This window comes from Gordonia insulae, assembly GCF_003855095.1.
Taxonomy (GTDB): Bacteria; Actinomycetota; Actinomycetes; order Mycobacteriales; family Mycobacteriaceae; genus Gordonia; species Gordonia insulae.
This window is the reverse complement of record NZ_CP033972.1, coordinates 461,174-482,976: the sequence shown is the minus strand read 5'-3', so window position 1 is coordinate 482,976 and position 21,803 is coordinate 461,174. Positions and strand designations below refer to the sequence as shown.

Annotated in this window: 17 protein-coding genes and 1 pseudogene; 10 read left to right on the top strand and 8 right to left on the bottom strand. The window is 68.7% G+C overall.

The genetic code is table 11. The features are described 5' to 3' along the window. The first annotated feature begins 6 nt into the window (after positions 1 to 6). The 4 genes and pseudogenes from D7316_RS02290 (at position 7) to glgB (ending at position 7,055) form a co-directional block, all read left to right on the top strand. Positions 7 to 606, top strand: coding sequence for an isochorismatase family protein (locus D7316_RS02290; protein WP_124706858.1), 600 nt, complete (start codon positions 7 to 9; stop codon positions 604 to 606). 10 nt (positions 607 to 616) lie between these two features. Further along, a complete protein-coding gene (locus tag D7316_RS02285) occupies positions 617 to 2,731 on the top strand; it encodes an ATP-dependent DNA helicase (RefSeq protein ID WP_124706857.1) in 2,115 nt (704 codons plus the stop codon). A 79-nt stretch (positions 2,732 to 2,810) separates the two neighbouring features. Next, positions 2,811 to 4,808, top strand: a complete 1,998-nt coding sequence (locus D7316_RS02280) for a maltotransferase domain-containing protein (RefSeq protein WP_124706856.1) — start codon at positions 2,811 to 2,813, stop codon at positions 4,806 to 4,808. 7 nt (positions 4,809 to 4,815) lie between these two features. Then, positions 4,816 to 7,055: pseudogene (gene glgB, locus D7316_RS02275) on the top strand (1,4-alpha-glucan branching protein GlgB). A gap of 76 nt (positions 7,056 to 7,131) precedes the next feature. On the opposite strand, the gene D7316_RS02270 reads toward glgB, so the two are convergent. The 5 genes from D7316_RS02270 to D7316_RS02250 form a co-directional block, all read right to left on the bottom strand. Further along, on the bottom strand, positions 7,132 to 8,154 hold the full coding sequence (locus tag D7316_RS02270) for a tetratricopeptide repeat protein (RefSeq protein ID WP_408609961.1): 1,023 nt from the start codon (positions 8,152 to 8,154) through the stop codon (positions 7,132 to 7,134). Further along, entirely contained in the window at positions 8,151 to 9,323 is a 1,173-nt protein-coding gene (locus D7316_RS02265; RefSeq protein ID WP_124711052.1) for an MFS transporter, read from the bottom strand. The genes D7316_RS02270 and D7316_RS02265 overlap by 4 nt, the downstream gene beginning before the upstream one ends. A gap of 110 nt (positions 9,324 to 9,433) precedes the next feature. Beyond that, on the bottom strand, positions 9,434 to 9,739 hold the full coding sequence (locus D7316_RS02260; protein ID WP_124706855.1) for a thiamine-binding protein: 306 nt from the start codon (positions 9,737 to 9,739) through the stop codon (positions 9,434 to 9,436). Between the two features lie 15 nt (positions 9,740 to 9,754). Continuing rightward, complete coding sequence (locus tag D7316_RS02255; RefSeq protein WP_124706854.1) at positions 9,755 to 10,114, bottom strand: DUF3817 domain-containing protein; 360 nt, start codon at positions 10,112 to 10,114, stop codon at positions 9,755 to 9,757. A 96-nt stretch (positions 10,115 to 10,210) separates the two neighbouring features. Beyond that, positions 10,211 to 11,443, bottom strand: coding sequence for an acetyl-CoA C-acetyltransferase (locus D7316_RS02250; RefSeq protein WP_124706853.1), 1,233 nt, complete (start codon positions 11,441 to 11,443; stop codon positions 10,211 to 10,213). A gap of 80 nt (positions 11,444 to 11,523) precedes the next feature. Here D7316_RS02250 and mce point away from each other — a divergent pair, with 80 nt between their 5' ends. The 3 genes from mce (at position 11,524) to D7316_RS02235 (ending at position 13,568) form a co-directional block, all read left to right on the top strand. Continuing rightward, positions 11,524 to 12,018, top strand: coding sequence for a methylmalonyl-CoA epimerase (mce, locus tag D7316_RS02245; RefSeq protein ID WP_124706852.1), 495 nt, complete (start codon positions 11,524 to 11,526; stop codon positions 12,016 to 12,018). Between the two features lie 28 nt (positions 12,019 to 12,046). Further along, positions 12,047 to 13,093, top strand: coding sequence for a coiled-coil domain-containing protein (locus D7316_RS02240; RefSeq protein WP_232016730.1), 1,047 nt, complete (start codon positions 12,047 to 12,049; stop codon positions 13,091 to 13,093). A gap of 61 nt (positions 13,094 to 13,154) precedes the next feature. Then, entirely contained in the window at positions 13,155 to 13,568 is a 414-nt protein-coding gene (locus D7316_RS02235) for a nitroreductase/quinone reductase family protein (RefSeq protein ID WP_164473714.1), read from the top strand. An 18-nt stretch (positions 13,569 to 13,586) separates the two neighbouring features. Here D7316_RS02235 and nucS read toward each other — a convergent pair whose 3' ends face one another. The 3 genes from nucS to D7316_RS02220 form a co-directional block, all read right to left on the bottom strand. Beyond that, positions 13,587 to 14,270 carry an endonuclease NucS gene (gene nucS, locus D7316_RS02230; RefSeq protein ID WP_124706850.1) on the bottom strand — a complete coding sequence of 228 codons (684 nt, stop codon included), beginning with the start codon at positions 14,268 to 14,270 and terminating at the stop codon, positions 13,587 to 13,589. 39 nt (positions 14,271 to 14,309) lie between these two features. Next, positions 14,310 to 15,725 (bottom strand): glutaminase A, encoded by a 1,416-nt coding sequence (gene glsA / locus D7316_RS02225; protein WP_124711050.1) that lies wholly within the window; start codon positions 15,723 to 15,725, stop codon positions 14,310 to 14,312. A 106-nt stretch (positions 15,726 to 15,831) separates the two neighbouring features. After that, positions 15,832 to 17,100: a GAF domain-containing protein gene (locus D7316_RS02220; protein ID WP_124706849.1), complete on the bottom strand. Its 1,269-nt coding sequence runs from the start codon at positions 17,098 to 17,100 to the stop codon at positions 15,832 to 15,834. A 175-nt stretch (positions 17,101 to 17,275) separates the two neighbouring features. On the opposite strand from D7316_RS02220, the gene D7316_RS02215 reads away from it, so the two are divergent. The 3 genes from D7316_RS02215 (at position 17,276) to D7316_RS02205 (ending at position 21,792) form a co-directional block, all read left to right on the top strand. Then, a complete protein-coding gene (locus tag D7316_RS02215) occupies positions 17,276 to 19,123 on the top strand; it encodes an NAD(P)/FAD-dependent oxidoreductase (RefSeq protein ID WP_124706848.1) in 1,848 nt (615 codons plus the stop codon). A 240-nt stretch (positions 19,124 to 19,363) separates the two neighbouring features. Then, positions 19,364 to 20,236: a universal stress protein gene (locus D7316_RS02210; protein WP_124706847.1), complete on the top strand. Its 873-nt coding sequence runs from the start codon at positions 19,364 to 19,366 to the stop codon at positions 20,234 to 20,236. Further along, positions 20,233 to 21,792: an APC family permease gene (locus D7316_RS02205; protein WP_124706846.1), complete on the top strand. Its 1,560-nt coding sequence runs from the start codon at positions 20,233 to 20,235 to the stop codon at positions 21,790 to 21,792. Before D7316_RS02210 ends, D7316_RS02205 begins: the two co-directional genes overlap by 4 nt. Positions 21,793 to 21,803 lie beyond the last annotated feature (11 nt).

Here is a 21,803-nt window from a genome sequence, read left to right as displayed (position 1 = left end):
GGAGAGATGTCAGCCCACGCCCCGAAGGACCTGGCCCTGATCGTCGTCGACGTGCAGAACGATTTCTGCGAAGGCGGCTCGCTCGGCGTCAACGGCGGTGCCGCGGTCGCCGCGGCCGTCGACAAGATCGTCGACGACTACCGCACCGTCGTCGCGACCCGCGACCACCACATCGATCCGGGCGACCACTTCTCCGACGACCCCGACTATGTCGATTCGTGGCCGCCACACTGCCGCGTCGGCACCGACGGCATCTGCTTCCATCCGTCGTTCGATGCGTCGGTGGCGGCGGAGGTCTTCTCCAAGGGGCACTACAGCGCCGCGTACTCCGGCTTCGAGGGAGCCGCCGAGGACGGTACGTCGCTGGCCGATTGGCTACGGCAACAACGAATCTCGACGGTCGACATCGTCGGTATCGCGACCGACCACTGCGTCCGGGCCACCGCCCTCGACGCGGTGAAGGAGGGGTTCACCACCCGGGTGCTGCTGAACTTCACCGCCGCGGTGGCCGCCGACACCGCCACGAAGGCGCTCGCCGAACTGCGTGAAGCAGGCGTCGAACTCGTCGGCGACCTGCTCTACGACGGATCCACCCACATCGAATGATCACCATCGGATGAGCACGACCCCATCGGTGACCGCCCTGCTCGACACCGCGGTCACCGCCCTCGGCGGCAGCCGTCGAGACGGTCAGGTGCGCATGGCCTCGGCCGTCGCCCACGCGATCGACACCGGCGAGCATCTGGCGGTACAGGCCGGCACCGGCACCGGAAAGTCGTTGGCCTACCTCGTGCCGGCGATTCGGCATGCCGTCGACTCCGGCCGGACGGTCGTGGTGTCGACCGCCACGATCGCGCTCCAGCGCCAGCTGATCGAGCGCGACCTCCCGCGCCTGGCCCCCGCGCTGGCCGGGCCACTGAATCGCGAACCCACCTTCGCCATCCTGAAGGGTCGCGCGAACTACCTGTGCCTCAACAAGATCCACAACGGCACCGCCGAGGAACCGGCGACCGAGCTGTTCGACGCGTTCGAGTTGTCGCGCACCGGCCGGGAGGTCAACCGGCTGCGGGAATGGACGTCGGACACCGAGACCGGTGACCGCGACGACCTGACCCCGGGTGTGTCGGACCGGTCCTGGCGTCAGGTGAGCGTCTCGGCCCGCGAATGTCTGGGCGCGGCCAACTGCAGCTACGCCGACGACTGTTTCGCCGAACGCTCCCGCCGGGCCGCCGGGCAGGTCGACGTCATCGTCACCAACCATGCGCTGCTCGCGATCGACGCGATGAGTCCCGCGAGCATCCTGCCCGAACACGACGTCGTGGTGATCGACGAGGCGCACGAACTCGTCGACCGCATCACCTCCGTCTCCACCGCCGAGATCTCCGGCGCCGGCATCACCATCGTCGCCCGCCGATGCGGCAAGCTCCTCGACGAGGAGACCACCGACTCCCTGCTCGGCGCCGGCGAGCAGCTCGACGCCGTGCTCAGCGAGTCCCCCGGCCGTGAGTGGTTGCGGCTGCCGTCCGGGATGGCCGAGGTCCTGGCCGGGCTCCGCGATCGTCTGTGGTTGGCGCGCAATCAGATCGGACCGGTTCGGATGCCCGGCGCCGGCGGCGGGTCCGACGACTCCGCGGCCGCGCGGTCGGCCGCGCTGACCACGCTCGAGGACACCCACGACACCGTGGTCCGACTGCTCGGCGCGTTCGACTCCCCCGACCCGGCCAAGCGACGCGACGTGGTGTGGGTCGCCCACGACAAGGTGGGCCAGGACACCCGGGCGGTGCTGCGTATCGCGCCACTGTCGGTCGGCGGCCTGTTGCGCGCCTCGCTGTTCGCCCACTCCACGGTGATCCTCACCTCGGCCACCCTGACGATCGGCGGCAACTTCGACGCACTGGCCGCGACCTGGGGTCTGCCGGCGGCCGGCCGCCGGGATTCGGCCGGCGGGAGCGGAGCGCGTGATCTCGACGGGATCGACCCGTCCAGGGAGGTCCCGACCGGCGACATCGACGTCATGGCGATCGGCAAGACGGCGCCCGCCGACACGGCGCCGCCACGCTGGCAGGGGTTGGATGCCGGCTCACCGTTCGACTATCCGAAGGCCGCGATCCTCTACGTCGCGCGTCACCTGCCCCGCCCCGGTCGGGACGCGATCGCCGACGTCACCCTCGACGAACTGGCCGGTCTGGTCGACGCGGCCGACGGCCGGACCCTCGGACTGTTCTCGTCGATGCGCGCCGCGCGGGAGGCCGCCGAGAAGATCCGCGACCGGTGCGAACACCCGGTGCTCTGCCAGGGCGACGACACCACGTCGTCGCTCGTGCGGAAGTTCGCCGAGGACCCGCGGACGTGCCTGTTCGGGACGCTGTCGCTGTGGCAGGGCGTAGACGTGCCGGGGCCGTCGTGCAGCCTCGTGGTGATCGACCGCATCCCGTTCCCGCGACCCGACGATCCACTGCTCACCGCTCGCCAACGCGCCGTCGAGGCGCGCGGGGGCAACGGTTTCCTGACAGTCGCCGCCAATCACGCGGCGCTGCTGCTCGCGCAGGGCGCCGGTCGTCTGCTGCGGTCCACCGACGATCGCGGCGTCGTCGCCGTTCTGGACTCCCGACTGGCCACAGCCGGATACGGTGGATATCTGCTCGCGTCGCTCCCGCCGTTCTGGCGGACGACCGACGGAGATCTCGTTCGTTCTGCGTTGGGCAGACTGGCCGAGATCCCCTACGGTTGAGTTCGGCAGTGATGCCGGCGTCGCCGCACCGAGAGCGTGCGCCATCGAGGTCGCAGGTCTAGGAAAGAGGAGGCCGCTGGTGATCGGGCGGATGGGGATCGACGATATCCAACCCCTGGTATCGGCCGGGCAGCAGCCGGCGAAAGCCGTTGTGGGTGAGCTGATCCCGATCAGCACGACCGCCTGGCGAGAGGGCCACGACGCACTCGGTGTCACCCTGCACGTCGACGGGCCGGATCGCACCGCCCTCGACATCAGGATGCAGCCGGCCGACGAGGCCGACGTGTTCAACGCCGCGTTCGTGCCCGACGCCGTCGGGTTCTGGGTGTTCCGGATCGAAGCGTGGAGTGACCCCTACGCGACCTGGCGATCGGCCGTGCTGAAGAAGGTCGAGGCTGGTCAGGGCTCCGCCGACCTCGCCAACGACCTCGAGATCGGCGCGCAACTGCTGACGCGGGCACGCGACGTGGTCCCGGTGGACGCCCACGAGACCCTCGACGACGCGATCGGTCAGCTGCGCGCTCGCCGACGGATCGAGAACCGGGTCAACCTGGCCGTGTCGCAGGAGATCGCCGATCTCCTCACCGAGTACCCGATCCGCGAGATGGTCACCAAATCACGCTCGTATCGGATCTGGGCCGACCGTCGGCGCGCCCTGTTCGGATCGTGGTACGAGTTCTTCCCCCGCTCGACCGGCGGGTGGGATCACGAGGGCAACCCGGTGCACGGCACGTTCCTCACCGCCGTCGACGACCTGCCGCGGATCGCCGGGATGGGATTCGACGTCGTGTATCTCCCGCCCATCCATCCGATCGGCCGGGTCAATCGCAAGGGTCCGAACAACACCTTGGTCGCCGCGCCCGACGATGTCGGGTCCCCGTGGGCGATCGGATCCGACGACGGCGGTCACGACGCCATCCATCCCGCCCTCGGCACCGAGGCGGACTTCGCATACTTCATCTCCCGGGCGCGCGAACTCGACCTCGAGGTCGCCATCGATCTGGCGCTGCAGTGCGCCCCCGACCATCCGTGGGCCCGCGCACATCCGGAGTGGTTCACCACACTGCCCGACGGCACCATCGCGTTCGCGGAGAATCCGCCCAAGAAGTACCAGGACATCTATCCGCTGAACTTCGACAACGACCGCAACGGCATCTACCGCGCCGTCCTGAAGGTCGTGCTGCACTGGGTCAGTCTGGGCGTCAAGGTGTTTCGCGTCGACAACCCGCACACCAAGCCGCCGAACTTCTGGGAGTGGCTGATCATCGAGGTGAAGAAGCGCGACCCGGACGTGTTGTTCCTGGCCGAGGCCTTCACCCGGCCGGCCCGGCTCTACGGGCTCGCCCGTGCCGGGTTCACGCAGTCGTACACCTACTTCACCTGGAAGACCGAGAAGTGGGAACTCGAGCAGTTCGGCCGGGAGATCGCCGACCACGCCGACGAGGCGCGGCCCAACCTCTTCGTCAACACCCCGGACATCCTGCACGCCAGTCTGCAGTACGGCGGTCCCGGGATGTTCGCGCTGCGGGCGGCGCTGGCGGCCACCCTGGCGCCGACCTGGGGCGTCTACAGCGGCTATGAACTCTACGAGCACATCGCGGTCACCGAGGGCAGCGAGGAGTACCTGCACTCCGAGAAGTACGAGCTGCGACCCCGCGACTACAAGGCGGCCGCGAGCCGCGGCGAATCTCTCGAACCATGGATCACCTCCCTCAACGAGATCCGGCGACGGCATCCGGCCCTGCAGCAACTGCGCAACATCACGTTCCATCACCTCGACAACGCGGCGCTGATCGCCTATTCGAAATTCGATCCGGTGTCCGGTGACCGTGTCATCGTGGTGATCAATCTGAACCCGTTCGGTACCGAAACGTCCACGCTGTGGTTGGACATGCCCGCGCTCGGGTACGACTGGCAGGACCGGTTCACCGTCCGCGACGAGGTGTCCGGCCAAGAGTTCCATTGGGGACAGGGCAATTACGTCCAGCTCGAACCGTGGCGCGCGGTGGCCCACATCCTCGCATTGCCCCCTCTGGACCCGACCGCCGCCCGCCGACTCGCCTACCGGATGCAGTGAGGTTCCCGTGACCAAGAGCAGCAACACCCCGAGCCCCCGAGAGACCGCACCGGAACCCTCCGCATCCGATCACGATCTGCGCCGGCTGTTCAGCAACACGCATCCGGACCCACACGCGTTCCTCGGTGCGCACGACGCCCCCGGTGGCTGGACGATCCTGCGTACTCTTCGTCCCGATGCGGACTCCGTCGTCGCCGTGATCGGCGGGGTCGATCACCCGATGCATCGTCAGAGCGACGACCTGTGGGTGGTCGCGGTGCCGTACCGGGACCTGATCGACTACCGCTATCGCGTGACCTACCCGAACTCCGCGGGCGGCACCGACGAGTACGTCGTCGCCGACGGCTATCGGTTCCTGCCCAGCCTCGGCGATGTCGACATCCACCTGTTCGCCGAGGGGCGGCACGAGGCGCTGTGGGAGATCCTGGGTGCGCGGATCGTCTCGTACTCCACCCCCGACGGCGAGGTGCGCGGCACGGCATTCTCGGTGTGGGCGCCCAACGCGCACGGTGTGGTCGTGGTCGGCGACTTCGACAACTGGTCCGGCCGGCAGGCCCCGATGCGCTCGCTCGGCAGCAGTGGCGTCTGGGAGGTGTTCCTGCCCGACATCGGCGACGGCGCGCCCTACAAGTTCCGTGTGCACGGCGCCGACGGCGTGATCCGCGACAAGGCCGATCCGATGGCCCGCCGGACACAGGTCGCACCGTCGACGGTGTCGGTGGTGACCGAGTCGTCGTACGAGTGGTCCGATGACGAGTGGATCGCCAAGCGCGCCGCGAGCACCCCGGTCGACGAACCGATGAGCTGTTACGAGGTGCACCTGGCCTCGTGGCGGGCCGGCCTGTCCTACCGTGAACTCGCCGTCGAACTCGGCGACTACCTCCTGGAGAAGGGCTTCACCCACGTCGAGTTCCTGCCCGTGGCCGAGCACCCGTTCGGCGGCTCGTGGGGATACCAGGTCACGTCGTACTTCGCGCCGACCGCCCGATTCGGCTCCCCGACGACTTCCGCCACCTCGTCGACCATCTGCACTCGCTGGGGATCGGCATCATCGTGGACTGGGTCCCGGCGCACTTCCCCAAGGATGACTGGGCGCTTGCGCGGTTCGACGGCACGCCGCTCTACGAGGACGGTGATCCGATGCGGGGCGAGCAGCTCGACTGGGGCACTTATGTCTTCAACTTCGGTCGCCGCGAGGTCCGCAACTTCCTGGTCGCCAACGCGCTCTACTGGTTCGACCAGTTCCACATCGACGGTCTGCGCGTCGACGCGGTCGCCTCGATGCTCTACCTCGACTACTCACGGCCGGCCGGACAGTGGCGGCCGAACGTCTACGGCGGTCGGGAGAACCTGGAGGCGGTGCAGTTCCTCCAGGAGACGAATGCGACCGTGCACAAGCACTTCCCGGGCGTCGTCACCGTCGCCGAGGAGTCCACCGCGTGGCCGGGCGTCACCCAGATGACCAATCTGGGCGGCCTGGGTTTCACCTTCAAATGGAACATGGGCTGGATGCACGACTCCCTCGGGTACCTGGGCCGGGACCAGATCCACCGCAGTTTCCACCACCACGAGATCACGTTCTCGCTGATGTACGCGTGGAGCGAGAACTTCGTGCTGCCCATCTCGCACGACGAGGTGGTGCACGGCAAGGGGACGCTGTGGAGCCGGATGCCCGGCGACTCCTTCACCAAGGCGTGCGGAGTCCGGGTCCTGCTCGCCTACATGTGGTCGCACCCGGGCAAGCAGTTGATCTTCATGGGGCAGGAGTTCGGACAGACCGGTGAATGGGCCGACAACCGCAGCCTGGACTGGTTCCAGCTGGAGGGCTGGGAAGGCGAATTGCATTCCGGGATCTCGGCATTGGTCACCGATCTCAATCGGGTGTATCGCGGGAGTCCGGCGCTCTACAGTCAGGACGCGACGCCGGACGGGTACTCGTGGATCGATGCCAACGACACCGCGAACAACGTCATCAGCTTCCTCCGACACGGGTCCGACGGCTCTGTGATGGCGTGCCTGTTCAACTTCTCCGGCGCCGACCGCGCGAACTACCGCGTGGGGCTGCCCCGAGCGGGCACCTGGACCGAGGTGCTCAACACCGACTCGTCGGCGTATAGCGGCGCCGGCAAGGGCAACCTCGGCAGTGTCGAGGCCGACGGCCCGAGCTGGCACGGGCGTGAGGCGTCCGCACAGGTGATGCTCCCGGCCAACTCGGCGGTGTTCCTCGCGCCGGCCGTGGCGGACTAGGCCGACCCACCCACACATCGAAGGAGCCCACACCCTTGCAGGTGTGGGATCCTTCGAAGTGTGGGCCGAATCCGGCTCAGTAGAGCGCGGTGGCGAGCCTACGTCGTGCGGTGATGACGAAGGGTTCCGCCGGATCGAACAATTCGAAGAGCTCGAGCAGCCGGGTCCGGGCGCGGGTCCGATCGTCTCCCGCGGTCACCTTGACCACGGCGATGATGCGGTCGAAGGCCTCTTCCGGGCGCTGCGACATCAACAGCACGTCGGCGGCGGCGAGTTGCGCGTCGACGTCGGTGGGTGCCGCGGTCTCGACGATGGCCGGGTCGTGGGCCTGCGCGCGCAGCACGAACTCGAGATTGCGGGCGGCCGATGCCGCCTCGATGTTCTCCGGCTCGACCTCCACGATCGCCCGGTAGTCCGCGAGCGCACCGTCGAAGTCCCCGGCGTTCAGCTTCTCCTCCGCGGCGACCATCCGGGGGTCGTCGGCCTCGGGTTCGGCTGCGGCTCCCGCGCCGTCCCCGCCCGGCAACACGTCACCGAGCTGGGCGAGGATGTCGTCGACCCATTGGGTGATCTCCGCCTCGGATCGGACACCGTTGAAGGCGGCAACCGGCTGGCCCTGGGCGATCGCCACGACCATCGGGATCGACTGCACGCGGAACGCCTGGGCGATCCGCGGGCTCGCGTCGACGTCGATCTTGGCCAGTACCCAGCTGCCCTGTGCGCGGGTGGCGAGCGACTCGAGCACCGGTGAGAGCTGCTTGCACGGACCGCACCATTCGGCCCACAGGTCCACGAGCACGAGCTGTCGCTGAGAGCGTTCGAGCACCTCCGCCTCGAAGGTCTCGTCGGTGACGTCGAGGACCGCCGGTCCGCTCGATGCACCGGGCGTGCTCGACGCACCCGGTCCGCCACCGGCCGGGCCACCGTTCGGCGGCTGGTCGGCGCGCGGGGCCGCGGCCGGCCGTTGAGCCTGCTGTCGTTGCGCGTCTGCGCGTTCCTTGAGGGCCGAGAGATCCACGGCACCCGACATTGCTACCGCGGCGGCAGCCTGTTGCCGGGCGGCCGCGGCCGCCTGCTGCCGATTCGTTGGTCGTGTCACCCCTCTAGTGTGTCATGCCGCGCGACGTCGGATCGCCGCTGCCGCTGCCCCGGGGAGCGCACGACCCCGGCCGCCGCCGCGGCGAACACCAGCGCCCCGATCGCGACCGCGAGACCCACCGGCAGGCTGCTGCGATTGCTGATGAACCCGACCACCGCGGGACCGGCGAGCATGCCCAGATAGCCACACCCGACCACCACCGAGATCGTGCGTCCGCTGGAAGCGGTGGTGAGGTTCCCGGCGGCGGTGAAGATCTGCGGGATCAGGCCCGCCAGTCCGATGCCGAAGACGGTCCACCCGACGATCGCCCAGCCCGCCGACGGCGCCAGCACCGCGACGGTCATCCCGACGATCCCGATCAGCGCCCCGAAGCGCACGACCGCCACCGGACCGACCGCGGCCGCCACCGGATCGACCCCGAACCGGGCGACCGTCATCGCCGCACTGAAGGCGGCGAAGGCGATCGCACCGATCGACTCGTTGGTGTCGAACGTCTCGACGATGTGCAGGGCACTCCAGTCGTACGCCGTCCCCTCGGCGAGCATGAGCGCGAACGCGACGGCGGCCATCAGGACCACACGGCGCAGGTCGACCCCGGTCCACCAGGGTCGGCGGGGCACTGATGCGGATCGCGCGGGTTCGACGTCTGCCGGCGAGGTCGATCCCGGCGCAGGCGCGGCCGACTCACGGCCGCGCAGGCCACGTGCGGCGCATGCCGTGACGACCAGACCGGCCACACCGGCGACAGCGACCGTGGCCGGTACGCCGGTGTCGAGCCACAGGGTGGCGGCGACGACCCCGGACCCGACGAGACCGCCCACCGAGAAGTAGCCGTGGAACGACGACATGATCGGCCGGCCGTAACTCCGTTCGACCTGGACCGCCTGCGCGTTCATCGAGACGTCGAGGGCGCCGTTGGCGAAGCCGAACGCGGCCAGCGCCGCCGCCAGGGTCGCGGGTCCGGTCGCGCACACGGGCCCGAGGATCACCACCGACAGCAGGACTGCCGCGGCGATCGTCGTGGGTCGCGACCCCCATCGGTCGATGATCGGCCCACATAGCTGCATGGCGACGAACGCCGACGCGCCGAGCAAGAGGAGCAGGCCGCCGAGCTGATCGTGCGAGACCCCGGTGCGCTCGGTGATGACCGGGATGTGTGCGACCCACATGGCCGCCAGGAAGCCGTTGAGGGCGAAGATCGCGGTGACCGATGCCCGGGCACGTCGGCTCGTCGGCGTGACCGCGACGTTCCGCGACCCGACCTCCCGTGCGAAGGGTGTCACCCGAGGTGCTCGTCGATCCGCTCGACCTTGCCGGTCAGCTCTCCGGTGTGCCCGGGCCGGATGTCGGCCTTGAGGACCAGACCCACTCGGGGGGCCAGCTCGGCGACCGCGTCGGCCGCGGCCTTGACGACCGCCATCACCTCGTCCCAGTCGCCTTCCAGATAGGTGAACATCGCCGTCGTCTGATGCGGGAGCCCGGATTCCCGGACCACCCGCACGGCAGACGCCACGGCGGCACTCATGCCACCGTCGTGGTCGACCGCGTCACCGCCCGATGGCGTCAGACTGAAGGCGACGATCACCGGTCCGGCTCCGGGTCAGGCGGCCAGACGCTGCGGCGTCTGACCGTCGGAGAGTTCGGCGAGGTGACCGTTGCGCTGGGCCCACCACTCGAACACCAGGGTGCCGAAGGGCGGGATGCTCGACACCAGCGCGAGGGCCGTCACGCCGACCCGCCAGCGCAACTGCACCGCCGTGACCAGCGAGACGAGGACGAACAGCACGAACACGATGCCGTGCACCATGCCCGGAACCGCCACCGCCTCGGTGTGCCCGAGGACCCACTTGAAGAACATGGCGATCAGCAGCGCCAGCCACGTGATCGCCTCCAGGACTGCGACGAGACGGAAGCGCTTGGCCGGGGTGCTGAGATCGAGGAATTGCGACATGGTTCCCATTGTGCCGAATCGGACAGCAGACTACGACAATCTGTAGTACACATCTCCCGATCCGGGCTGCTCAGGGCGAGCCGAACCGACGGGAGAGGTGACCGGTCAGCTCTTCGGGACCCGCACGATCAGGGCATCGCCCTGGCCGCCGGCGCCACAGAGTGCGGCGGCGCCGACGCCGCCACCGCGACGCTGGAGCTCCAGCGCGAGATGCAGCGTGATACGCGCACCCGAGGTGCCGATGGGGTGTCCGACGGCGATGGCGCCACCGTTGACGTTGATGATCGACGGATCGATGCCGAGCTTCTTGGTCGACGCCAGACCGACCGCGGCGAAGGCCTCGTTGATCTCCACCAGGTCGAGATCGGCGGGCGTGATCCCGGCCCGTGCGCAGGCCTTCTCGATCGCGTTGGCGGGCTGTGCCTGCAGCGACGAGTCCGGTCCGGCGACGACGCCGTGCGGCCCGATCTCCGCGAGCCAGGTCACCCCGAGTTCGGTGGCCTTGGCCTTGCTCATCACGACGACCGCGGCCGCGCCGTCGGAGATCTGCGACGAGTTGCCGGCGGTGATGGTGCCGTCCTTGCGGAAGGCGGGGCGCAGGCCGGCCAGCGAGTCCGCAGTGGTGTCCGCGCGCACGCCCTCGTCCTCGGCGAAGGACACCGGCTCACCCTTGCGCTGCGGGATGCTGACCGGCACCACCTCGTCGGCGAACAGGCCGTTCTTCCACGCGATGGCCGCGCGCTGGTGACTCTGCGCGGCGAACTCGTCCTGCTCGGTGCGCGTGAAGCCGCGGGTCACGTCTGCCGCAGCATCGGTGGTGACGTCGTTGCCCTGCTCGGTCAGCGCACCCATCGGCTGGTCGGTGAAGGCATCCCACAGTCCGTCGAACGCCATGTGGTCGACGAGCTCGGTATTGCCGTACTTGAAGCCGCCCCGGCTGCCGGGCAGCATGTGCGGCGCCTGGGTCATCGACTCCTGGCCACCCGCGACGACGACGTCGAACTCGCCCGCCCGGATCAGCTGGTCGGCCAGCGCGATCGCGTCGATCCCCGACAGGCACATCTTGTTGATCGTCAGTGTCGGTACGTCCCAGCCGATCCCGGCCTTCACCGCGGCCTGACGGGCCGGCATCTGTCCCGCGCCGGCGGTCAGCACCTGCCCCATGATCACGTACTCGACCGCCGAGGCGGGCACGCCCGAGCGCTCCAGCGCACCCTCGATCGCGATGGCCCCGAGATCCACCCCACTGAAGTCCTTCAGCGATCCGAGCAACCGCCCGAACGGGGTGCGGGCCCCCGCGACGATGACAGTCGACGACTGGTCGGTGTTCGTGGACATGAGGACCTCCAACGTGGGTGTGAGCCGGCAGACCGAGCGCCCGCTCTGTGCGCTTGTCCACCCAACGCTACCGTTAGACCATGACCACCTCAGCAACAGACCCCGCCACCGTCACGGCCACCGACGTCATCTCCGACCTCGTCGTCGCCATCGATCACGTGGGCATCGCCGTCGCCGACCTCGATGCCGCCAAGCAGTGGTACCTCGACCACCTCGGCTTCGTGACGCTGCACGAGGAGACCAACACCGGCCAGGGCGTGATCGAGGCCATGGTCGGCCCCCGGAACGCCGGTGACACCGGCGGAGCCGTGATCCAGCTGCTGGCCCCATTGACCGACGACTCGACGATCGCCAAGTTCCTCGACCGCAACGGGCCCGGCCTGCAGCAGCTCGCCGTCCGGGTCACCGACGTGGAGGCCGTGAGCGAACGCCTCACCGCGGCCGGGATCCGCGTCCTCTACCCCGAGCCCCGGCGCGGCACGGCCGACTCCCGGATCAACTTCGTGCACCCCAAGGACGCGGGTGGCGTACTCCTCGAACTGGTCGAGCCTGCGACCGAATCCACAGGTCACTGACCTTTCCGACTGAGATAGACTGTGCCGCATGTCAGCTCCCGCACCGCGGCAACTCCCGTTCGCGATCGTCATGCGCGGCTTCGACCGCGACCAGGTGGCCGAACATCTGCAGCGCATGGACGCCGAGCTGCGGGTCCTCGCGGCGGACCGGGATGCCGCGACCGCCAACGCCCATGAGCTCGCCGCGCACCTCGAGGAGGCGCGCGACGAGATCGAGGAGCTGCGGCGTGAGGTCGACAAGCTCTCGGTGCCGCCGACGACCGCCCAGGGCATGAGCGAGCGGCTCGGCCGCATGCTCCAGCTGGCCTCCGACGAGGCCTCGGAGATCCGGGCGGACGCCGCCGCCGAGGCGGCCGAGACCACGTCGATCGCCCGGCAGGAGGCCGCCGCCGTACGCGACGACGCCCAGGCCGATGCCCAGAAGGTCCGCGACGACGCGAACACCAAGGCGCAGAAGACGATCACCGACGCCGAGGACTGGGCACGACAGGCCCGGGAGAAGGCCGACGCACTCACCGCCGCGGCCGAGGAGGAGGCCGAGGAGGCCGCGAAGCTCATCGCCGAGCGCACGGCGGCGATGGAGGCCGAGCACAGCGAGACGATGAGTGCGGCCCGGGACGAGGCCCGACGCATCGTGACGAAGGCCAAGGGCGAGGCCGCCGAGCTGGAACTGCAGAGCACCCGGGCCCGGCAGGCCGAGCGGGAACGCCACGACGCCGAACTCGCGACGCAGCGGGACCGCGCCCGCAACGATGCGCAGCGGACGAAGGACGCCGCGCAGGAGATCGCCACCGAACGCCTCGCCCGCTCGCGCGAGCTCGCCGGCAAGGCCGATCTCGCTCGCAAGCAGGTCGTCGAGCAACTCAACCAGGTCCGCGACCAGCTTGTCCGACTCCCCGAGCAACTGGCCGAACGCCACCAGGATCTCGCCGACCTCACCGAGAACGATGACGTGGAGCTCCTCAACCGCGCCCTGTCGTCGCAATCCCAGATCAAGCGATCCACGGCGACCAACGGCGCCAACGGGTCGCCGCAGCCCTCCACCGCGTCATCGGGTCAGTCGAACGGACGATGACCACCGGCCGGGCCAGCGCGGTCCGGCCCGCGGGTGACCTGCAGTCGATACCATGTCGCGCATGAAGAGGCGCATCTACGTCACGGTGAACCGCGTGACCAACGCTGTCGTCGCGCGGCTGGGCCTGCGCCGGTTCCGTGGCGCCGACCTCCTGATGCTCACCACCACCGGGCGCACCACCGGCGAACCCCGCACCACCCCGCTGATCTATCACGCCGACGGCGATCGCTGGATCGTCGTCGCATCCAATGGCGGCGCGGACTGGGAGCCCGGCTGGTGGCTCAATCTGCGCGCGGGGACGGCGGCCGAGGTGACCATCGGCGACGAGGTGACGCCGGTGCACGGAACCGAGCTCACCGGCACCGACCGCGAGCAGATGTGGGCAACGCTCAACGATCAGGTCTTCGACTATCAGAGCTATCAGGACAAGGTCAGCCGAACCATCGCGGTCGTCGCACTGACGCCCGTCGGCTGAGCTCCGGCCCGGTCGGGGTCAGAAGAGTCGGAACTCGGTGCTCTCGGCACCGCGCAACGCGTCGTAATCGAGTACCAGACAGCGGATTCCGCGGTCCTCGGCGAGAGTGCGGGCCTGCGGCTTGATCTGTTGGGCGGCGAACACCCCCGAGACCGGCGCCAGGATCGGGTCGCGATTGAGGAGTTCGAGGTAGCGCGTCAGCTGCTCGACGCCGTCGATCTCGCCCCGACGTTTGATCTCCACGGCGACCGTCGACCCGTCGGCGTCGCGGCACAGCAGGTCGACCGGGCCGATCGCGGTCATGTATTCGCGACGGATGAGCGTATGTCCCGAGCCCAGCGTCTCGACGTGTTCGGCGAGCAACTCCTGCAGGTGCGCCTCGACACCGTCCTTGACGAGCCCGGGGTCGACGCCCAATTCGTGCGCGGAATCGTGCTCGATCGACGCGATGGTGATGCGGAGTTCCTCGCCGGTCTTGTTGGTGACGACCCAGTACGCGTCGGCCTCGACGCCGTCGGGCACCTCCGACTCGACCATCCAGCACGGCGGACTCATCCAGTTCAGCGGCTTGTACGCGCGATCGTCGGCGTGCACGCTGACCGACCCGTCCGACTTGATCAGCAACAGACGCTTCGCCATCGGCAGATGGGCGGTCAACCGGCCGACATAATCCACCTGACACTCCGCGATAACCAGACGCACGGTGGCCAGCTTAACGTCCACCCGTCCGGCCGCGGGACGTCACCCGCCGAAGACGTCACCCTCGCCGAGTCGGCGCTTCAACAGGAACGCCTCCGCGTCGGTGACCGCGGCCTCCATCGTCGAGTGCACGTGCGGAAGAGTCGGGTCGAAACCTCGAAGCGCTTGCGGTGCAAGGAGATCCGGCGCTAATTGGTCGTTCCGGTGTCGCTCCACGCTGTCGCGCATCACGCGGTCCGGGTCGACGACCAATCCGGCCTGTCCGCGTTCGTCGAGCGTGTGTTTGAAGGTCAGCACCATCGTCCGCGCGACCGGGTCGACCACCCCGATCCGCGAGATGTCCACGATGGCGACGTCGTAGTCGTCGATGTCGTCGGAGAGCCGACGCATGGCGGCCTCCGCACCGGAGAACGTCAGATCCCCCTGCAATTCGTAGACGCGCACCCGCTCGCGGCAGGTGCGCAGGTAGCCGCGTTCACGCTCGGTCCAGTCCTCGCTCACCTCGAACTCGGTGATGTCGTAGACGGACCGGATCGTCACCCGGCTCTCGCGGGTGAGGTTGAACATGTGCAGGCCGAGATCGGTCGACAGGTGTCGGCAGGTGTCGATGCCGCGCACGCTGTTACCGTGCCGGTCTAGCCGCGGCGAGTACACGCCGATGCCGAGCTGGCCGGGCAGGATCGCGAGGATGCCGCCGCCGACCCCGCTCTTGGCGGGTAGGCCGACCGACGACACCCAGTCCCCCGCGCCGTCGTACATGCCGCAGGTGGTCATCACCGACAGCACGCGCTGCGCGACCTCCTGAGCCAGCACCTGCCGGCCGGTCCGCGGGTTGAGACCGCCGTTGGCGAACGTGGCGCCGATGACCGAGAGGTCGACGGTGGTGACCAGCAGCGAACACTGCCGGTAGTAGAGGTCGAGGGCGGCCTCCGGATCGGTGTCGAGGACGCCGAAGCTGTCCAACATGTAGGCGATGGCCCGGTTACGCGAACCGGTCTGCGCCTCCGACCGGTAGACGTCCTCGTCGAGGGTCAGTCGGCGCCCGGCGCACGCGGAGTAGAACTCCACCAGTTCCCCGTAGACCCGATCGACGGTCGCCTGATCGACATCACGCACCGGTGGCAGCAACAGCGATGTGGCCATGATCGCACCGGCGTTGATCATCGGATTCTTGGGTCGCCGGTTGTCGTCGACGCTGATCTCGTTGAACGCCTCGCCGGACGGTTCGACGCCGATCTTGGCATCCACCTCGTCACGGCCGATCCGGGTCAACAGCAGGGCGTAGGTCAACGCCTTCGAGATGGACTGGATGGTGAAGCCGACCACCCCGTCCCCCTCGCTGTACACGTGCCCGTCGTGCACGCACAGCGAGAGTCCGTAGCCGTCGGGGTCGACGCGTGCCAATTCGGGGATGTAGTCGGCCACGGAGCCGGAACGGTCCTCGGCGCAGACAGCCATGATGTGGCGGAGATATCCGTCGACGTGCGTGGTGGTCACACAGCGAATGTAGGCGATCGGACCGCGGTCGGGCGCCCGACAGACGGGACCGACGGCCGACCGGGTTCTACAACGCCGACGCGTCACGGGTCGGGTCGGCGACCCGGCCCTCCTCCCGCACCGCGACGATGACACCGTCGGCGAATCGATAGGGGTTCGCGGCGATCAGTCCGCCGAGGTGTTTGCGCAGCCGGGAGATCTCGGCCCGGACGGTGATGGTCCGATCGTCCACCCCGAACAGGTGACGGGACAGCGCCGCGGCGCTCTGTCCGTCGGGGTGTCGGGCCAGCAGCGCGAGGATCTCGGCGTGGCGCGGCGACGGCCGCATCGTCCAGCTCCCCGCGATCCCGGAGACGGCCACCACGGGTCGTCGGGGGTCGCTCAGGTCGAGGTCGATCGCCGTCCCCGACGACTCCCTCTGCTCGGTCGCGACGCGCACCAGCCACCCACCGGGCAGCGGCTCGAGGTCACACTCGCCCAGGCTGTGCAGCCAGACCCGTCCGGGCGAGACCTGTCGTGGCAGCGACAGACGGGTCAGCGGGGTGACCTCGTCGAGTGCGGCGACCCAGCCGTCGTCGTCGACGGCCAGCGCCGGTCCGCGCAGTCGCGCCAACATGGGCGCGGCGACCGATCGTAGGCGATCGAGCGTCCGGCGGTGGTGATCGCGCAGCTGCGACTCGGCGAGCTTGGCGACGACGTCGACGAGCGCGACGGTGGTCGGGTGGATGGTCGCGGCCGGACCGCTGACATCGACGGCGCCGAGCAAGGTGCCCGTCCGCGGGTCGCGGATCGGGGCGCCCGCGCAGGTCCACGAATGATGACTGCGGACGAAGTGTTCGGCGGAGAACACCTGCACGGCCCGGCCGGACATCAGTGCGGTCCCGATGGCATTGGTGCCGACCGAGTTCTCCGCCCAGTCCGCGCCCTCGACGAATCCCAGCCGGTCGGCGCGCTGCAGGACCCGGGGTGCACCGCTGCGCCAGAGCACGCGGCCACCGGCATCCGCGACGACGAGAATGTTGTCGCCGTCGGCGATCACCGAGTCCAGACCACGGGTGAGGTCGTCGAGCACGGCCAGCAGCCCGGAACCGTGCCGGCGCGCCTCGATGTCACCCACGTCGAGCCCGGCATCGGCGACGTCGGCCTCCGGGTCCACTCCCGCGTGCAGCACCCGGTCCCAGGACTCGCTGATCAGCGATCGTGGACGGGCGGGCATCTTCTCGCCGGCCATCGCGGCGTCGTAGACAGCCGACAGGAGTTGCGCATAGTGGCGCGGGTCATCGCCTGCCGACACGGCAGGCTCAGGACCGAGTTCGGTATCTCCGGGCGCTGACACAACCCCGATTGTGCGCTCGATCACACCCGGATCGCAAAGCCGACCGCCCGGTTGCAGGGGGTTGCACCGCGACCCCGACGGCTCGCAACCCGATGCAACCCTTGCCTCCCACCCGTCCCACGCGGTGTGCTGTGGATCACATCAGGACGATCGAGTCCGCAGAGGAGAGGAAAACATGACGCAGACCCTGGAGCCCACGTCGTCGGAGCACGCCCGCCGGGCCGACCCCCAGCTGCGGGCCGAGGCCTGGCTCGCCGATTTCGAGGCTGCGCTGTCGGCCCGCGACATCACGCGGGTGACCGGGCTGTTCGCCACGGACAGTTTCTGGCGCGACCTCGTGTCGTTCACCTGGAACCTCAAGACCGTCGAGGGCCGTGAGCAGATCGCCGACATGCTCGACGCCCGGCTCGACGACACCGATCCGCACGGCTTCGCCACCAGCGAGCCGGCGACCGCGGACGGCGAGGTCGTCTCGGCGTTCATCGAGTTCGAGACCGCCACCGGACGAGGCGTCGGCCACCTGCGCCTGCGGCCGGATGAGTCGACCGGCGAGGACGTCGGGTGGACGCTGCTCACCACATTGCAGGAACTCAAGGGCCACGAGGAGCCCAACGGGGCCTCGCGGGTTCTCGGTGCGGTGCACGGATCCGACCCCGACCGACGTTCCTGGGCCGAGAAGCGCGAGGACGAGGAAGCCGCTCTGGGGCGAACGGTCGAGCCGTATGTACTGGTCATCGGCGGCGGCCAGGGCGGGATCGCCCTCGGGGCACGGCTGCGTCAACTCGGCGTGCCGTCGATCGTCGTCGACCGCCACGACCGGCCCGGCGACCAGTGGCGCAAGCGCTACAAGTCGCTGTGCCTGCACGATCCCGTCTGGTACGACCACCTGCCCTATCTGCCGTTCCCGCCGAACTGGCCGGTGTTCGCACCGAAGGACAAGATCGGTGACTGGCTGGAGTTCTACACCAAGGTCATGGAGGTGCCCTACTGGAGCAAGACGACCTGCCTGTCGGCGGACTACGACGAGCGCACGGAGCAGTGGACCGTCGAGATCGACCGCGACGGCGAGCGGATGACGTTGCACCCCACCCAGCTCGTGCTGGCAACCGGCATGTCGGGCAAGGCGAACGTGCCGACCTTCCCCGGACAGGACGTGTTCGCCGGCGAACAGCATCACTCGAGCCGACATCCCGGCCCGGATGGCTACGCCGGCAAGAAGGTGGTGGTGATCGGTGCCAACAACTCGGCACACGACATCTGTAAAGCGCTGGTGGAGAACGGCATCGATACCACGATGGTGCAGCGGTCGTCGACCCACATCGTGAGATCCGACTCGCTCATGGAGATCGGGCTGGGCGCGCTGTACAGCGAGCAGGCCGTCGAGTCGGGGATGACGACCAAGAAGGCCGATCTCACCTTCGCCTCGCTGCCCTACCGGATCATGCACGAGTTCCAGATCCCGCTCTACGACCAGATCCGCGAGCGCGACAAGGACTTCTACGACAGGCTCGAGGCCGCCGGTTTCGACCTGGACTTCGGTGACGACGACTCCGGCCTGTTCATGAAGTACCTGCGCCGCGGCTCCGGCTACTACATCGACGTCGGCGCCTGTGAACTCGTCGCCGACGGCACCATCAAACTCGCCCACGGTGACGTCGACCGCCTCACCGAGAACTCGGTGGTCCTCGCCGACGGCACCGAACTCGAGGCCGACGTCGTCGTCTACGCCACCGGATACGGCTCGATGAACGGCTGGGCGGCGGACTTGATGGGGCAGGACGTCGCCGACCGCGTCGGCAAGGTCTGGGGCCTCGGTTCCGACACCACCAAGGATCCCGGCCCGTGGGAGGGCGAACAGCGCAACATGTGGAAACCGACCCAGCAGCCGGGGCTGTGGTTCCACGGCGGCAACCTGCATCAGTCGCGGCATTACTCGCTGTACCTCGCGCTGCAGTTGAAGGCCCGCTTCGAGGGCCTGCCGACTCCGGTCTACGGACTGCAGGACGTGCATCACCTGAGCTGACCAGACCTCGGGCGGAAGCCGGCGCGCAGCAGGTCGGGCGCGCCGGCTCTTCGGCGTCCGCAGATCGCGTACGCAGGTCGCGTCCGCAGATCGAGCAGGCGGATCCGATGCGTTCACCGTCGCGCCAGCATGTCCACATCCGGCACCGATCACGTGACATGTTGGCAGATGCGCCCGTCCCGGGACCGGCGCAGAGTGAGGTCACCTGCATGGTCCCCGAGCTCACGATCGGAGTGCACGATGAAGTTGCTCGTCGCGTATCTGGCCACCCCGGGAGGCGAGGACGCCGTCGCGCTCGGCGTCTGCCTCGCCCGCACGCTCAACGCGTCCCTCGACATCTCGCTGGTGATCCCGCCGGACCGGCCGGAGGCATTCGCGAGTACCGGCAGCTACGCCGAGGTCCTCGACGAGGCGGCCACCGAGTGGCTCGCCGATGCGGCCGCCCTCGTCCCCGACGACGTCACGGTCGCCACGCACGTGGCCCTGGACGAGAACTCGGCCGACGGCATCCTCAAGGAGATCGACCGCCTCGGGTCGACGATCCTGGTGGTCGGCGGATCCGGTGGCGGGCTCATCGGCCGGCATTCGCTCGGTTCGGTGGTCAACGACCTGCTGCATTCGTCGCCGGTCCCCGTCGCCCTCGCCCCGCGGGGGTTCAGCCACACCGGGGCGCCTCGGGTCCGGGAGATCACGGCCGCGATCGGGCGACGGCCGGGCGCCGAGATCCTGCTCGACACCGCAGTGGAACTCAGTGCCCGCGGCGACCTGCCGCTACGGCTGGTGTCACTGGTGTCACGTGACGACATGCCACCCCGACGCACGCCGGACGACGAGACCACCGCGATCGGGCACGCCGTCGATCTGGCGCAGCGCGCCCTCGACTCCGCGCGCACCCGACTACCCGAGGGCACCTCGATCACGTCCGCCATCGTCGAGGGACGCAGCGTGGAGGACGCGGTCGGCACCGTCGACTGGCACGACGGCGATCTCATCATGGTGGGGTCGAGCCGACTCGCCGCGCCACGCAAGCTGTTCCTCGGGTCCACGGCAGCCAAGATGCTCCGGGTGCTGGCGGTGCCGATGATCGTCGTCCCGAGAGAGGCCCAGCCATGACCGGGCCCGCGGATGGCCCGGCGGCACCACCGCAGTCCTCCGATCTGGTCGACAAGGGCCTCGCCACCGGAAAGGTGGGCACGTTCGCCGGTGCCGTGCTCGGCATCTCGTGTGTGGCACCGGGTTACACACTCACCGCCAGCATCGGGCTGATCGTCGCGGCGGTCGGGCTCAAGATGCCCGCGATCTTCATCGCCGGATTCGTCCCGATGTTCCTGACCGCGTACGCCTATCGCGAGCTCAACTCCCGCGCACCCGACTGCGGGGCGTCGTTCACGTGGTCCACCAAGGCGTTCGGCCCGTACGTCGGATGGATGTGCGGCTGGGGCATGGTGTTGGCCACCATCATCGTGCTGTCCAACCTCGCGGCGATCGCCGTCGAATTCTTCTATCTGTTCATCGCCCGCGTGTTCAACAGCCCGGACATCGCCGACCTCGCCGACAACAAGGCGATCAACATCATCACGACCCTCCTCTTCATCGCGCTGGCGACCTACATCTCCGGGCGCGGCATCACGACGAGCGAGCGTGTGCAGTACATCCTCGTCGGGTTCCAGATGATCGTGCTCGTCGCGTTCGCGATCGCGGCGATCGTGGAATCGGTCAACGGTGACGCGCCGGCCGGACTCAGCTTCAGCTTCGACTGGTTCAACCCGTTCACCGGCCTCGCGCTCGGCGCCTTCGTCATCGGCGTGACCGGTTCGATCTTCGCGTTCTGGGGTTGGGACACCTGTCTCACACTCGGCGAGGAATCCAAGGACCCCAAGAAGGTCCCCGGCCGGGCCGGACTGCTCTGCGTGATCTCGATCCTCCTCACCTATCTGCTGGTCGCCGTCGCGGTGATGATGTACGCCGGTGTGGGTACCACCGGCATCGGGTTGGGCAACGAGGAGATCTCCGAGAACGTCTTCGGCGCACTCGCCTATCCGGTACTCGGCAGCTGGGCCGGACCGCTGCTGTTCCTGGCGATTCTCGCGTCGTCTGCGGCAAGTCTGCAGACCACGTTCCTGCCTGCGGCGCGGACGATGCTCGCGATGGGCGCCTACGGAGCCTTCCCCAAGAAGCTCGCCGCCGTGCATCCCCGCTTCCTGGTCCCGACATACAGCACGGTCGTGGCCGGCGTCATCACGGGAGTCTTCTACACCGTCGTCAGCCTGCTCTCCGAGCACACGCTGCTCGACACGATCGCCGCACTGGGCATCATGATCTGCTGGTACTACGGGATCACCGCGTTCGCCTGCGTCTGGTTCTTCCGTCGCGAGCTCTTCACCAGCGTCCGCAACGCTGTGTTCAAGTTCCTCTTCCCGCTCCTCGGCGGCATCATGCTCACCGCGGTCTTCGTGATCTCGGTCCGGGAGAGCATGAATCCCGACAACGGCAGCGGCGCTTCGATCTTCGGCATCGGACTGGTCTTCTACATGGGCTTCGGACTGCTCGCCGTGGGCCTCGTTCTGATGTTCGTGATGCGGGCGATCGCACCCGACTTCTTTGCCGGCCGCACACTCCGACGAGACACCCCGGCGCTGGTGGACGAGAACTCGCTGATCGATCGCTGATGTTGCGACAC

Excerpts from the sequence above, each read along its gene's own strand:
- D7316_RS02285 (WP_124706857.1), top strand. The coding sequence starts at position 617 with ATGAGCACGACCCCATCGGTGACCGCCCTGCTCGACACCGCGGTCACC.
- D7316_RS02205 (WP_124706846.1), top strand. The coding sequence starts at position 20,233 with ATGACCGGGCCCGCGGATGGCCCGGCGGCACCACCGCAGTCCTCCGAT.
- D7316_RS02250 (WP_124706853.1), bottom strand. The coding sequence starts at position 11,443 with ATGTCCACGAACACCGACCAGTCGTCGACTGTCATCGTCGCGGGGGCC.
- mce (WP_124706852.1), top strand. The coding sequence starts at position 11,524 with ATGACCACCTCAGCAACAGACCCCGCCACCGTCACGGCCACCGACGTC.
- D7316_RS02265 (WP_124711052.1), bottom strand. The coding sequence starts at position 9,323 with ATGTGGGTCGCACACATCCCGGTCATCACCGAGCGCACCGGGGTCTCG.
- D7316_RS02210 (WP_124706847.1), top strand. The coding sequence starts at position 19,364 with ATGAAGTTGCTCGTCGCGTATCTGGCCACCCCGGGAGGCGAGGACGCC.
- D7316_RS02215 (WP_124706848.1), top strand. The coding sequence starts at position 17,276 with ATGACGCAGACCCTGGAGCCCACGTCGTCGGAGCACGCCCGCCGGGCC.
- D7316_RS02290 (WP_124706858.1), top strand. The coding sequence starts at position 7 with ATGTCAGCCCACGCCCCGAAGGACCTGGCCCTGATCGTCGTCGACGTG.
- glsA (WP_124711050.1), bottom strand. The coding sequence starts at position 15,725 with ATGGCTGTCTGCGCCGAGGACCGTTCCGGCTCCGTGGCCGACTACATC.
- D7316_RS02235 (WP_164473714.1), top strand. The coding sequence starts at position 13,155 with ATGAAGAGGCGCATCTACGTCACGGTGAACCGCGTGACCAACGCTGTC.
- D7316_RS02240 (WP_232016730.1), top strand. The coding sequence starts at position 12,047 with ATGTCAGCTCCCGCACCGCGGCAACTCCCGTTCGCGATCGTCATGCGC.
- D7316_RS02255 (WP_124706854.1), bottom strand. The coding sequence starts at position 10,114 with ATGGGAACCATGTCGCAATTCCTCGATCTCAGCACCCCGGCCAAGCGC.